The sequence below is a fragment of the Laspinema olomoucense D3b genome (genome assembly GCF_025370785.1).
GTDB classification, from domain to species: Bacteria; Cyanobacteriota; Cyanobacteriia; order Cyanobacteriales; family Laspinemataceae; genus Laspinema; species Laspinema olomoucense.
This window is the reverse complement of sequence record NZ_JAMXFA010000010.1, coordinates 120,280-134,445: the sequence shown is the minus strand read 5'-3', so window position 1 is coordinate 134,445 and position 14,166 is coordinate 120,280. Positions and strand designations below refer to the sequence as shown.

Sequence of the window (14,166 nt, the reverse complement as noted above, 5' to 3'; positions counted from 1 at the left end):
TCAGGGGGTGAGGATTAGCTCATATTATTTTACCCCAATCTCGCCGACTCTCAATCCTGATGGAGGGTCAATTTTTCAATTCTCCCTCCAGTTCAGTTAGATTAATGACAACCCTAAATTAAAGCCAACCCTTGACTAAAATCAGGAGTTTCCACCGGGTTAGTTGCTAACAGGCTGGTGAAGTCTTTCCCTCCGGTAAAGGATTCATTGACGAGTAAATTAGCCGTGGCATTCCCCAATCCACCAGTCAAATCACTCCCATTTGCTGTGAAAGTTTGAATGGCTGACTCATTGGCATTGGTGAAAGTGCTGTTATTGATAAGTGGGTCGTTGTCAACTGGGGAAATTGCGGTTTCACTCAATTCCATTGTTCTGGAATTTTGCGGTGTATTGCCACCACCCGTACTTAGTCTTAAAGTGTATTTTGTGTCAGAAGTATGACCACCGGAAAAGCCCCCACGAGGATAGACTCGAACAAAATAAGTCCCGGCACCTAAGGTACGGCTAATCGAGTCTGGCTCACCAAATCTTGCAGAACCATCTATCAATTGACCCAAACCAAACGAACCATCTACTTTTTGCTCTCCAAAATATAACTGAACAGGTGCATCTTGAGTCCTCCCTCCTAGGACTAGATTAAAATCCTGGACTTGATCAAGGGTGAAGCGGTAGTAATCATCTAGATCGACATTCCCTACAAAGTCAGTGAAAATTTGGGTTCCATTCAACACCCCCATGTTAAAGGCATCACGCGGAGTATTACCCGCTATATCTCCGATGCCACTGGGGGTAGCGGTCAATCTTAAAGTGTATCTCGTGTCATTGTTATTACTGTAAAAGCTTTGATAAGGAAAGACTCGAACAAAATAAGTCCCTGCACCTAAGCTACGGCTAATCGATTCTTCCTCTGTACCAGAACGTGTAGAACCACCTATCAATTTACCCAAACCAACCGAACCATCTACTTTTTGCTCTCCAATATATAGCGCAATGTTTGCATTTTGAGTCATTCCTCCTACAACTAGATCGAAATCCTTAACTTGGTCAAGGGTGAAGCGGTAGTAATCATTGAGATCAGAATTGCCTACAAAGTCATTGAAAGTCCGTGTTCCAGTCAGAATGCCTAGATTTCCTGCTGTTTCGGGAGTAGTGCCTGGTGCTACTGCTGCGGGTGGTGGTGGCGGGGGTGGCGGCGCAACGGGACCGCCTGGTGCAGCAGTTCGTCCTTCGCGCATTCCGGCAAATACATAGTGTTGGAGTGCCTGTTGGAAGTTGAAACCGGCTGCTCGTAAATCGGGGTTGGCGGCAAGATAAAAACTCACGGAAAAATTCGGTGCGGAGGCTCGTCCTTCGTTGATGCCGGAGGCTCGAAAATGGTCCAAAAGTTGCTCGTTATTCAGTCCGGCAGCGGCTAAATCTGGATTGGCGGCGCGGTAGAAATTGGCATTAAAAACGGGGGAAAAACTCCGTCCTTCTGCTACTCCGGCATTTTGTAAATGGTCGTACAATTGCCGGTTGCTGGTTAATCCGGCTGCGGCTAAGTCTGTATTGACGGCGCGATACAAATTGAGGTCGATGTAGGGGGAAAAAACTCGTCCTTCGTTGAGTCCATTGTTGAGCAAATGTTGGAAGGCTTGAGGGTCGTTTAAACCGCCTAAATCGGGGTTGACTGCGCGATAAAAGTTTAAATCGGCTAAGTTGACTGCCATAATTGACCTCTGGTCAAAGTGTTGAACAATTAGAGGGTTCTGAGGAGGTGAGGTCGGCATCGGTGCTTTCCCTGGGGATAAGACAGATGCGGGTTTGGACCTCTGGCTCCTCTTGAGGTGCGATCGCCCCTTAAAAACCCCAATTCAGGGTTCTCCGGTGCGTCGGTGCAGCAGGCTGTCTCATGGGTAGACAGGGACTACCGCCGATGTCCGATCGCTCTCTAATCAGTTACTAGGAGAGGTGTGGAAAAATTATGCACAGTCTTCAAGCTGGGTTGGAAAAATTTTTGGCGATTTTTGGGGAGGTGAGCCTATGATCCAGTGGTGGAGGGGGGAGGAGGAGGCTTATAAGGGTATATTTTTTACGTTCATCGTAATTTCCCTAAAAGTAAGAGGACTTCCGGTCCCCTCCCCTGTGTCTTGGTAGGGCTGTGTCATTCTCCGAACCCAATTATTTTTTGCCTTGTTCAATCGCTTTATCTGGCGGAGGATACAGGCATATTCCCCTCCAAGGGAGGGGTGTCCCGAAGGGACGGGGTGGTTTCTTGAAGGGACGGGGTGGAATTCCCCTCCTGTGGAGGGGTGTCCCGAAGGGACGGGGTGGAATTCCCCTCCTGTGGAGGGGTGTCCCGAAGGGACGGGGTGGTTTCTTGATTTGAAACAGACAGATACTTTTGAGTAAAGAAGCATAGATCAATACCTGCTCACTAGCTAGAATTTACCACCCCGCCCCTCCGGGGCACCCCTCCAAAGGAGGGGAATAAGCCCCAAAACTTGAGAAAAATTACCCCGTAAACAACCTACCCTTGTAAGGGAGGAGGAGGCAGAACCTCCTATAGCGCATCCCTAGGGTCTGTCTGGGAACGAAGAGAAAGATTGAGGAAAATTTAGCTCGGATTGGGATAGTTTTGTGCAGGTAACCCCCCACTCTGTATCGGTGTGGGCAGGTTACAATGACTCTACGCAGACAGACCCACCCTTATAAGCGGTTACACACAAATCTCGGGTCACCTGACCTGATAAAATAGCCGCTTGTAACTCGCTTAAGGCATCCAATTCTTCTAAAGTCGAACAGTTTTCAAACATCAGACGGAGTTTGTGTTCGGTTGTAACACTTAAATAACCTGTTTGTAATACTTGCTTAATAATGTCAGAAATCATCGGTTTACGCTCCTAGTCAACCTCGGTGAAGCCATGACTTTAAGTATGTATCCTACAAAACAGTTCGCCAGTGATGTAGGTGGATGGGGTGGTGCGATCGCGATCGCCGCAGTTTCCCCCCTTCACCGGGACTCCCTTGTTTGTTAAAATCTAAATAGATCGTTCAATATCAAGAAACCTTAGCTTACTTCCTAGCACAGATACCCTGGAGCATTTAAACTTGAACTGAACCCATTGAACCGAATAGTTCTAACTCAGTAGTATTCACCCTTGAAGCTTGCTTGACCACGGATTCGGGAATCGAGTAAACCTAAGCTCTAGGAGCCTCTGCGGCCTCTTTCAGGAACCGTCATCCCCATCAACCCTCCACCGATGCTCCCTCCCCGGTGAGCCGATCGGCACTCAGACGGCTACTACTCCTGACCGATTACGGATGTCTGCACTCCCGCAGTACCCCAATTGAGATACCTTAGAAGACAGAACTACATAAAACTTTACAGTCAGGAAAAATCCTCATGTTTGAGTATTTCACAGAAAAGTCCATAAAAGCAATTATGCTGGCGCAGCAGGAAGCTCGCCGCCTCGGTCATAACTTCGTTGGCACCGAGCAGTTACTCTTAGGATTAATTGCCGAAGGAACTGGCATTGCCGCACAGGTCCTCAAAGCAGAAGGCGTCACCCTGAATAAAGCGCGGGTAGAAGTGGAAAAAATCATCGGCAGAGGCAGCGGCTTCGTCCCGGTGGAAATCCCCTTCACCCCTCGCGGTAAAAGCATTTTAGAAATGTCCCTGCGCGAAGCCAGCCAACTGGGACAACAATACATCGCCACAGAGCACCTCCTGCTTGCCTTAACCCAAAGCCGGGAAGGAGTTGCTTTTAAAATTTTAGAAAACCTCGGCGTCAGCCTGGAACGAGTTCGTGCAGAAGTCATTAAACGAGTCGGGGAAAATCCTGCACCCGCCGGTGCCGTTTTTGGTGGCGAACGGGGTCGCGGTCCTGGGTCCCAAAAAGCCCTGCAACTCAGCGAATTTGGGGTCAACCTGACCGAAAAAGCGATGGAAGGGACTCTGGATCCCGTGGTGGGACGGACAAAAGAAATCGAGCGGATTATCCAAATTTTGGGACGTCGCACCAAAAATAATCCCGTCTTAGTCGGGGAACCGGGTGTGGGTAAAACTGCGCTGGCGGAAGGATTGGCACAACGCATCGCTAATCAGGATGTTCCGGAAACCCTCAAAGATAAACGAGTGTTTACCCTGGATATGGGGTCAATCTTGGCTGGAACCCGCTTCCGAGGAGATTTTGAGGAACGCATCAAAATGATTATGGAGGAAGTGCGTCAAGCAGGGAATATCATCCTGGTGATTGATGAAATCCATACTCTTGTCGGTGCAGGTTCTGTGGAAGGTGGGATGGATGCAGCGAATCTGCTCAAACCGGCATTGGCGCGGGGAGAGTTTCAGTGCATTGGTGCGACAACCTTAGATGAGTATCGCAAACATATCGAACGGGATGCAGCGTTAGAACGGCGCTTCCAACCTGTCACCATTGGCGAACCGACAATCCAAGAGACAATTGAGATTTTGCAGGGGGTCCGAGTTCGTTATGAAGAACATCACAAATTGACAATTTCTGATGAAGCGCTGGTTGCTGCTGCGGAATTATCGGAACGATATATTACCGATCGCTTTTTACCGGATAAGGCGATCGATTTGATTGATGAAGCGGGTTCCCGAGTGCGTCTGCGGAATGGCAAAACTCCCTCGGTACTGCGAGAACTGAAACAACAACTCACGGAAGTGACGTTAGAGAAAGAAGCAGCAGTCCGTGCTCAGGAGTTTGAGAAAGCCTCCAAATTGCGCGATCGCGAATTAACCTTAGAGGAAGAACTGGATCAACGCATCAAAAACGAGCACGCGGACGTCCAAAATACTAAAAATCTCGTCGTTACCGGGGAAGATATCGCCCAAATTGTGGCATTCTGGACTAGCGTCCCCGTGAGCAAACTCACGGAATCCGAGTCCGAGAAACTGATGCTAATGGAAGAAACCCTGCATCAACGGTTAATCGGTCAAGAAGAAGCGGTTAAAGCCGTTTCCCGTGCCATTCGTCGTGCGCGAGTTGGCTTAAAAAATCCCAACCGTCCGATCGCCAGCTTTATCTTCTCGGGTCCGACAGGCGTGGGTAAAACGGAACTCACGAAAGCCTTAGCTGCTTACTTCTTCGGATCAGAAGACGCCATGATTCGCCTGGATATGTCCGAATACATGGAACGTCATACCGTCTCCAAACTGATCGGTTCCCCTCCGGGATTCGTCGGGTATGACGAAGGGGGACAACTCACAGAAGCAGTGCGCCGTCGTCCTTATACGGTGATTCTCCTGGACGAAATCGAGAAAGCACACCCGGATGTGTTTAACCTGTTGCTGCAAGTCTTGGAAGATGGACGGCTGACCGATTCTAAAGGTCGGGTGGTAGACTTCAAGAATACCCTGCTGATTATGACCTCAAATATCGGGTCTCGCGTCATTGAAAAAGGTGGCGGTGGACTCGGATTTGAGTTTGCCGATAACCGCGCCGAAGCTCACTATGACCGAATTCGCAGCTTGGTGAATGAAGAACTGAAGAATTACTTCCGTCCTGAGTTTCTCAACCGTTTGGATGAGATTATTGTCTTCCATCAGTTGACCAAGGATGAAGTCACAGAAATTGCAGAAATCCTGCTGCGGGACTTGTTAAAACGCCTGGTTGAGAAACAGATTACCCTAGAAATCAGCGATCGCTTCAAACAGCGGGTCGTGGAAGAAGGGTATAATCCCAGCTACGGTGCACGACCATTACGCCGCGCCATTATGCGCTTGTTGGAAGATCATTTAGCCGAAGCGATGTTATCCGGAAGGCTAGATGAAGGGGATTCGGCACTGATTGACCTCGATGAAGCCGGGGAAGTGGTGGTACATCGTGTAGAAGGGCGATCGTTAGTCTCGCCTAGCACTCGGTAAACGAGTGAGATTGATAGGGGGATAAATTCCCTCTAAATCATCACAAGGCGGGGGAGAAATCCTCCGCCTTTTCTGATACAATGAGCGAGGCTGGGGATGATGGCGATCGCCCCAAACTTAACGGGATAAAAGTCCAAAAGTTATCCTAATCCAGATAAAATAGCCAACCCCTCCAATTCCTTCTTATCGCGGACTAAACTTAATCCGATAAACCGACCCCGGATACTCCTTAAATATTTTACTCACCTGACTCCGCAAATTCCAAAAACGCACGGTATTATCTTCACTCGCCGAGGCTAAAATCTTCCCATTGGGACTAAAACTGACACTATAAACAATATTATCATGTTCCCGTAAGGTCACCAATAAAGCGCCATCCACACTGCGCCAAATTCTTACCGTTTTATCCGCACTTGCTGAGGCAATTAACTCGCCATCAGGACTAAAACAGACATCTAATACCGCATTTTGATGACCCGTTAAGGTGCGAACTTTGCCATGACGACCCCAGGAAATATCTCTCACCCACAATTTTACCGTCCCATCGCCACTTCCCGAGACTAATTGATTCCCATCAGCACTAAAATTAACCCTATAAACACTATTTTCATGACCTTCTAAAGTTCTTAGACAAATCCCATTAAACTGCCATAACTTGACTGTGCCATCAGCCAAACCCGATGCCACTAAATTACCTTGGGGCATAAAATTGATATCAAATAGCCCAGAAGATTGTCGTTTAATGGAGGAAATCAATGTGCCATCTCGTTTCCAAAACTTTAAAGTTTTATCTGCACTAGCAGTGGCAATCCGATTCCCTTTCGCGTTAAAATCAACTCCAAACACTTCCGCATTATGTCCTTTGAGGGTGGTTAAAAATGTTCCATCTCGCCGCCACAGCTTGACCGTTTTATCTGCACTGGCGGTGGCAATGAGTTTACCATCGGGACTAAATGCCACACTCAGAACGCTGTCACTATGGCCGTTGAGAATCGTATCTACACTGCCATTGAGTTGCCAGAGTCTAACCGTTGTATCGGAACAGGCAGCGGCGATCGCACTAGAAAGGGTGGGAGAAAAAAACATACAAAAATCAGCCCGTTTTGGAGTCCGCCGAAGTTCCACAGAAGAAGTTCAGGGGTATCTATGATTATAAAGGGTTAAGGTTTCATTTTCCTGCCCTTGGGGTAAAGGCTTATTAAAATTGCTCAATATAGACCAAAAATTGTTTATAATAGCCACATCATACAGGGGAGGTTGTATGGGGTTAACAAGTGAATTGCGTTGGTTTTATCCCTGTGTTCTACCGGAGGCGATCGCCCATTGGTTTGAAACTGAATGTCCTCAACAAGGGCCAGTGCAACCAGAAACCCGAGATGATTTATATCTGTTCACTCCAGACTGTGATTATCTTAATATTAAATGGCGACAAGACCGCCTAGAAATCAAATGGCGGCAAGCAGAGGGGGGGGAGGTCCAGTTTGGAGATTGCTTATCGGGGAATCTGGAAACTTGGCAAAAGTGTGCTTGTGAGGAGTTGACTGCTGCAATGCCAGAGGATGCGGAAACTAAGGGAACCTGGGTGAGGGTCCGCAAACGGCGATCGCAACGGTTCTATCAGGTCCAAGATACCACCATTGAACCTATGGGGGGCGATCGCCAGGGTTCCCAAGGGTGCAGTTTAGAACTAACTCAACTGGCGATCGCGCATCAACCCTGGTGGAGTCTCGCCTTAGAAGCGTATGGCCCCCCAGATACCCTGATTCACACCCTCAAAGCAACCGCAACGGTCCTCAGCGCCTCCTATCCCCGGGAATTTCCCCTAACCCCTGCGGCATCCTTTGCCTATCCGCATTGGTTGCAACAGGTTCTCCAGGGAAAAGGTGAAGGTTGAAGCGGAAGAAACGACTGAAGTCGTTACTACAAACAGGGGAGAACGACTGAAGTCGTTACTACAAACCCCCATCCTCCCCATCTCCCCGATCTCCCAAGGACAAATGACCAATGACCAATGACAAATGACCCATTTCCCGTAATATCGACCCAATTGATTCGGGAATCCCGATCTCTACTCTGGCCAGGGCTTAATTAGAATAAAAATGTGACAATAATAGGGAAAAATAGTATGCAACCCAATAATCCCAATCAGTTTACAGAAAAAGCATGGGCGGCGATCGCCCAGACCCCGGACCTTGCCAAACAAGCGCAACATCAGCAAATTGAAAGCGAACACCTGATGAAAGCGTTACTGGAACAAGAAGGACTTTCCAGCAGCATTCTCAGTAAAGCGGGAGTCAGCGTCCAACAAATGCGCGATCGCACCGAACAATTTATCAATCGCCAACCCAAAGTGAGTGGCACCAGTTCCGTCTATCTCGGACGAACCGTGGATACCCTCCTCGATCGCGCCGATGCCTATCGGAAAGAGTATGCCGATGAATATATTTCCGTCGAACATTTATTACTCGGTTTCGCCAAAGATGACCGCTTTGGTAAAGGACTCTTCCAAGAATTAAAATTAACCGAACAAAAACTCAAAGAAACCATCTCCCAAGTTAGAGGCAGTCAAAAAGTGACCGATCAAAATCCCGAAGGCAAATATCAATCCCTAGAAAAATATGGACGCGATCTCACCCAAGCGGCGCGAGAAGGTAAACTTGACCCCGTAATCGGTCGAGATGACGAAATTCGCCGGACCATCCAGATCCTCTCACGCCGCACAAAGAATAACCCCGTGTTAATTGGGGAACCCGGGGTGGGTAAAACTGCGATCGCTGAAGGACTCGCCCAACGCATTATCGCCGGAGATGTCCCCCAATCCTTGAAAGACCGCCAATTGATTACCCTGGATATGGGTTCATTAATTGCCGGTGCCAAATATCGCGGAGAATTTGAAGAACGCCTCAAAGCAGTTCTCAAAGAAGTCACCGAATCCGGTGGGAATATCATCCTGTTTATCGATGAAATTCATACCGTCGTCGGGGCCGGTGCCACCCAAGGCGCAATGGATGCCGGAAACTTACTCAAACCCATGTTAGCACGGGGAGAGCTGCGCTGTATCGGGGCCACAACCCTGGATGAGTATCGTAAATATATCGAAAAAGATGCCGCTTTAGAACGGCGCTTCCAGCAAGTGTATATCGATCAACCCAGCGTTGCCGATAGTATCTCGATTTTGCGCGGACTCAAAGAACGGTATGAAGTGCATCATGGGGTCAAAATCTCCGATAGTGCCTTAGTTGCTGCGGCGACTTTATCTAACCGTTATATCAGCGATCGCTTCCTTCCAGATAAGGCGATCGACCTGGTAGATGAAGCAGCAGCAAAACTGAAAATGGAGATTACCTCCAAACCCGAAGAACTAGACGAAATTGACCGCAAAATTCTCCAGTTAGAAATGGAACGGTTGTCTTTGAGAAACGAAAGTGATATTGCCTCTCAGGACCGTCTGGAACGGTTAGAGAAAGAACTCAGCAACCTCAAAGAACAACAACATACTCTAAATGCTCAATGGCAATCTGAAAAAGACGTGATTGCTCAAATTCAGAGTATTAAGGAAGAAATTGATCGCGTCAACATTGAAATTCAACAAGCGGAACGCAACTACGACCTCAACCGCGCCGCTGAATTAAAATATGGCAACCTCACCCAATTGCAAAAGCAACTGGAACAGGCGGAATCCACTTTAGCAGCAAACCAAACCAGCGGTCAAACCTTACTCCGGGAAGAAGTAACCGAAGCGGATATTGCTGAAATCATCTCCAAATGGACCGGAATTCCGATTAGTAAATTAGTGGAATCCGAGATGCAAAAACTGCTGCAACTCGAAGACGAACTGCACAAGCGCGTCATCGGACAAGAGGAAGCAGTCACCGCCGTTGCCGATGCCATTCAGCGATCGCGCGCCGGATTATCTGACCCAAATCGTCCCGTTGCCAGCTTTATCTTCCTCGGACCCACCGGGGTTGGTAAAACTGAACTCGCCAAAGCACTCGCCGCCTATCTGTTCGACACCGAAGAATCAATGGTGCGAATTGATATGTCAGAATACATGGAAAAACACGCCGTTTCCCGGTTAGTCGGTGCGCCTCCGGGATATGTGGGATATGAAGAAGGGGGACAACTTTCCGAAGCAGTTCGCCGTCGTCCTTACTCCGTGATTCTATTTGATGAAATCGAGAAAGCGCACCCGGATGTGTTTAATATTATGCTCCAAATACTCGATGATGGTCGAGTGACGGATGCACAAGGACACACGGTAGACTTTAAGAATTCTGTGATTATTATGACCAGTAACGTGGGGTCACAATTCATCTTAGATGTCTCCGGGGAAGACGAACAGTACGAAGAAATGCGGGGTCGGGTCATGGATGCCATGCGGAGTAATTTCCGTCCGGAATTCTTGAACCGAATTGATGAAATGATTATCTTCCATTCGTTGAAGAAAGAGCAACTGCGGCAGATTGTACAATTGCAAGTCGAACGAGTCATGGAACGCCTGCGCGATCGCAAGATGTCGTTGAAATTGTCCGATAGTGCAGTGAGTTTCTTAGCGGAAGTGGGATATGACCCCGTTTATGGTGCACGTCCTCTGAAACGTTCCATCCAGCGTGAGTTAGAAACGCAAATTGCTAAATCTATCTTACGTGGTGATTTTACCACGGGGGATACGATTTTTGTGGATGTGGAAAATGAGCGGTTAGCATTTAAACGGTTAGCGTCTGAGGTGTTAGTTCAATCTGATTCGTAGGTTCCGCGTAACCGGCGGACTCCGGCGGGGGTTTAAACCCCCGCCTAATAGCTTGCATTCGGTTAAAACCGACTGGAAAGGGTAATTTTAGAAAATGATTAAGGAGGGATGGTTTAAATGAGTGTTCAATTGATTAAGCATAAATTTACCGTTGATGAGTATAGGAAAATGGCAGAAATGGGGGTTTTGAAGGAGGGCGATCGCGTTGAATTAATTCGAGGAGAAATCATAGAAATGTCACCCATTGGAACTCGTCATGCCGCTTGTGTTGCTCGCCTGATCAACCTCTTCATGAATTGCCTGGGAAATCGAGCGATCGCATGGCCGCAAAATCCCATACAACTCGGCAACAACTCTCAACCCCAACCGGATGTAACCTTGCTGCAACCCCGGGATGATTTTTATGCCACCCAACATCCGCAACCGGCGGATATCTTCCTGTTAGTCGAAGTTGCCGATACCACCTTAGAGGGCGATCGCAGCATCAAAATCCCCCTCTATGCCGAACATGACATCACCGAAGTTTGGTTAGTCAACCTCCCCGAAAACTGCCTAGAAGTCTACCGCCAACCCACCCCCACCGGGTATCAAATTGTCAGTAAATTCTATCCCGGAGATACCCTATCCTTACAAACCTTTCCTGACATCACCATCAACGTCAATCAAATCCTAACCTAGTCATTCTCTTAGTTCGTAGTAACGACTTCAGTCGTTCTCCCCCTATAAAACCTAAAATAAACCTAATCGCTAACAGCGCGATCGCCAACCCGCAGGAAGACTGCACTACCCTCTATTCTGCCCATTGGTCAAGGCGATCGGGTCTTGCTATTCAGTCAATATAATCATCGGCTATAATCTTTCTCAAAATAACCCAATTTTTCTTTGATAAAGAGCTATTATGACGGTTAGAGCGGGAGCATTGCTGCATGAGCATCTGGAGATACTGGCTCAAAATGTAATACCATGATTTGCTCTAGACGTAACCCAACAGATTCATAAGTTTCACCCGTGCGAGAGTCGGTAAATTCCACTTCAAACGCCGCACCCTCTGCCAAAATTTCTACGATCGTTCCCACTTGTCCCTGCCATAAATTGTATTGAGGAATATCAACAGTAAGAGCGACTATATCTAATAATTTAATCTTGTTAAGTTTCATTAATTTTACCTCTAACTAGGATAATGGGTAACAAGTCGTTAACTTAGGGATATTGGAACCAGCCTCGATAATCCAACCACTGCGAAGGGTTGCCTTTTTGTCCTGCCATTCCATTGTAAAATCAAGGGTGTAACGTTGACCAAAGTCATCGAGTCTGCCGAGTTGTGCTTCTTGACTTTTAACAACCTCTAGCAAAATTTGCCGTAAGGCTTCTGCATCATCGGCACTCATCCCCAGAATAGACAAAAACAGCCGTGCCTTGTGCTTGCCCTCGTTGTGTTCTAGGTTAAGGCAGTAGTCCCGGAGTTTACGAATATCAACCACTGCGTTCTCACAGTAGGGAATGAGCATCTGGTGAAAAGCTTCAACAAGTACCCCTGAAGTTTATCTCAAAATCCCGTCAGTTAGGTTGGGTTATAATAACAACCATCCCCCGACTTTATCCCCTGCCATGAACGAAGAACGCATCGAAGCCTCTCGCAACCTGATTCAACAACTCCTAACCTGTCCCAGTGGCGAGGGACCGCAAATCCTTAAGCAACAGTTCGAGTTAGTGGATGAGGAATTTGTTCGATTATGCGAACAGGAGGCGCAAAAGTTGCAGCAGGTAGGGAAAGAGAATCAAGCGGTTCTTCTGCGAAATGTGGCGCAAACAGTAGGGGAATATCTCAACCGGCAACGCTCTGGCGGTGGGGGTAAATTCTTGCCAACCATAGGTGATTTGAGAGTGGATGCTACACTGATCGATGATGTCAACTACAGGGAGGCATCTGAAAGTTTACCCGCTAGTTGGTCGAAAATACAGCCGGTCTTTGTCTATAAGACCCTAAATGAGATGCTGGTTTCTTTTGGTCAAAAGCAAATTCAAGAAGGAATCCGATATGATGCGACTAACAAACATTTAAAAGCGATTGAAAAAGGAAGGGTGGCCCCACGGGGTAATATGGGTTTAGTTCCCTCTGAAGAGGAAGGTTACGATTTGAAGTCCAAAGTTTTAGGAAAAGGAGGCGATCGCCGGTTTCATGGAAAATTTATCGATGGCGTTTTACACTTTCCCGGTTATGCTACAGAACATTAAGGAATAAAAACTATGGTTACGTTAAAAAATCATCAAGTTTGGCAGGATTTATCTGAAATTTTTACCCATCTTGATGCTCATTCTCTGGTTCTTGAGCATCTGGAATTATCCAATTATAAAATCGCCGGGTATTGGGATGAGTCGGACCAATTTTATGAAACCATCACCTTGCCTCGTCCTCTTTCCCCTGAATTAGTCACCCGAGCGATCGCCTTGCAGGGGGACAAACGCCGGATCCAACTGAAATTTGTTCTCAATTCAGCGGAAATCTCTCCAGCAACAATCTGCGGTAACCCGCGTATCGGTGAACTGATGCTAATTTATGATGAAAATCTGGAATTTATCGATGAAAATTGGCAGATTGATATTCACTCTCCATTCATCAATGCCAACCCCTCTCTTTAACCTGTGACTGAAGCACAAAGGCACTCATCCCCTCCCAGCAATTCCCAACCTACTCCAGCAAGCGATCGTATTTTTGCCCCCGAGGAATACAATCATTTGTAGACAAAGGTCAGGGTTGCCATCAATCTCAGGATAAAAGATGACAGAGGAGGAATGTAGAACCCGAGAACGAGGAAAACTCTCCCTACCCTTGATTTACGACCCCTAACAATGGTAAAAATAACCTCGCCCTGCCTTAAGCAATCATCGTGAATCAGTTTCTCAAAGGATGCAATCTTTATCTCGTCGGGATGATGGGGTCTGGAAAAACCACCGTTGCCCAAATTCTGGCCCCTCAACTGGAGTATCGTTATTTTGACACCGATCGCCTGATTGAACAGGTGGCGGGTCAGTCCATCCCGGAGATTTTTGCCGAAAGTGGCGAGGCGGCGTTTCGTGAACTGGAAACCAAGGTATTGAGCGAATTGTGCGCCTATACCCATCTGGTTGTCGCCACGGGGGGAGGGATTATCCTGAACCGGCAAAACTGGAGTTATTTGCAACATGGGGTAGTGGTGTGGTTGGATGTTCCAGTTGAGCAACTTTATCAGCGGTTGGAAGGGGATACCACCCGGCCATTGTTAAGAGACCCTGACCCAATGGCTAAACTGCGATCGCTCCTTGACCAACGCCAATCCCTCTACTCCCAGGCCGATGTACGCGTTATTGTCGGTCCGGAAGATACCCCGGAACAAATCGCTACGGGAGTTTTAAGCGAAATTTCCAAAATCCTCAAACACCGTGCCAACCAGAACTAAATCCTCCCCTTCCCGAAGCAAATCGATAGATTCCCCTCAACCCAAATTTTTTGGATGATTCTCAGGGTTGAAAAATTGCCATAAGCTAGGAGTGACCTATTTTCAGG

12 protein-coding genes are annotated in these 14,166 nt (G+C 47.5%); 7 read left to right on the top strand and 5 right to left on the bottom strand.

Going from position 1 to position 14,166, the window contains the following annotated elements:
* Positions 1–113: 113 nt before the first annotated feature.
* Together NG792_RS09825 and NG792_RS09820 are read right to left on the bottom strand one after the other, a co-directional pair.
* A complete protein-coding gene (locus NG792_RS09825) occupies positions 114–1,709 on the bottom strand; it encodes a hypothetical protein (protein WP_261235331.1) in 1,596 nt (531 codons plus the stop codon).
* 948 nt (positions 1,710–2,657) lie between these two features.
* On the bottom strand, positions 2,658–2,870 hold the full coding sequence (locus NG792_RS09820) for a hypothetical protein (protein ID WP_261235330.1): 213 nt from the start codon (positions 2,868–2,870) through the stop codon (positions 2,658–2,660).
* Between the two features lie 515 nt (positions 2,871–3,385).
* Here NG792_RS09820 and NG792_RS09815 point away from each other — a divergent pair.
* Positions 3,386–5,872, top strand: a complete 2,487-nt coding sequence (locus NG792_RS09815; RefSeq protein WP_261235329.1) for an ATP-dependent Clp protease ATP-binding subunit — start codon at positions 3,386–3,388, stop codon at positions 5,870–5,872.
* Positions 5,873–6,055: 183 nt separating this feature from the next.
* Here NG792_RS09815 and NG792_RS09810 read toward each other — a convergent pair whose 3' ends face one another.
* Positions 6,056–6,958, bottom strand: a complete 903-nt coding sequence (locus NG792_RS09810; RefSeq protein WP_261196881.1) for a WD40 repeat domain-containing protein — start codon at positions 6,956–6,958, stop codon at positions 6,056–6,058.
* A gap of 175 nt (positions 6,959–7,133) precedes the next feature.
* Here NG792_RS09810 and NG792_RS09805 point away from each other — a divergent pair, with 175 nt between their 5' ends.
* The 3 genes from NG792_RS09805 to NG792_RS09795 all read left to right on the top strand — a co-directional run bounded on the left by NG792_RS09805 (position 7,134) and on the right by NG792_RS09795 (position 11,300).
* The gene (locus NG792_RS09805) at positions 7,134–7,766 is read left to right on the top strand and encodes a hypothetical protein (protein ID WP_261196880.1); all 633 of its coding nucleotides are present in this window, start codon (positions 7,134–7,136) and stop codon (positions 7,764–7,766) included.
* Between the two features lie 231 nt (positions 7,767–7,997).
* Positions 7,998–10,622: an ATP-dependent chaperone ClpB gene (gene clpB, locus NG792_RS09800; RefSeq protein WP_261196879.1), complete on the top strand. Its 2,625-nt coding sequence runs from the start codon at positions 7,998–8,000 to the stop codon at positions 10,620–10,622.
* Between the two features lie 117 nt (positions 10,623–10,739).
* Positions 10,740–11,300, top strand: coding sequence for a Uma2 family endonuclease (locus NG792_RS09795; RefSeq protein ID WP_261235328.1), 561 nt, complete (start codon positions 10,740–10,742; stop codon positions 11,298–11,300).
* Between the two features lie 227 nt (positions 11,301–11,527).
* Here the strand turns inward: NG792_RS09795 and NG792_RS09790 are convergent, their stop codons facing one another.
* On the bottom strand, positions 11,528–11,779 hold the full coding sequence (locus NG792_RS09790; protein WP_261235327.1) for a DUF4926 domain-containing protein: 252 nt from the start codon (positions 11,777–11,779) through the stop codon (positions 11,528–11,530).
* A 15-nt stretch (positions 11,780–11,794) separates the two neighbouring features.
* A complete protein-coding gene (locus NG792_RS09785) occupies positions 11,795–12,130 on the bottom strand; it encodes a DUF6883 domain-containing protein (RefSeq protein ID WP_263012734.1) in 336 nt (111 codons plus the stop codon).
* A 100-nt stretch (positions 12,131–12,230) separates the two neighbouring features.
* On the opposite strand from NG792_RS09785, the gene NG792_RS09780 reads away from it, so the two are divergent.
* The 3 genes from NG792_RS09780 to NG792_RS09770 all read left to right on the top strand — a co-directional run bounded on the left by NG792_RS09780 (position 12,231) and on the right by NG792_RS09770 (position 14,059).
* Positions 12,231–12,857: a hypothetical protein gene (locus tag NG792_RS09780; RefSeq protein ID WP_261196875.1), complete on the top strand. Its 627-nt coding sequence runs from the start codon at positions 12,231–12,233 to the stop codon at positions 12,855–12,857.
* A gap of 12 nt (positions 12,858–12,869) precedes the next feature.
* Positions 12,870–13,262 carry a hypothetical protein gene (locus NG792_RS09775; protein ID WP_261235325.1) on the top strand — a complete coding sequence of 131 codons (393 nt, stop codon included), beginning with the start codon at positions 12,870–12,872 and terminating at the stop codon, positions 13,260–13,262.
* Positions 13,263–13,510: 248 nt separating this feature from the next.
* A complete protein-coding gene (locus NG792_RS09770; RefSeq protein WP_261235324.1) occupies positions 13,511–14,059 on the top strand; it encodes a shikimate kinase in 549 nt (182 codons plus the stop codon).
* Positions 14,060–14,166: the final 107 nt, after the last annotated feature.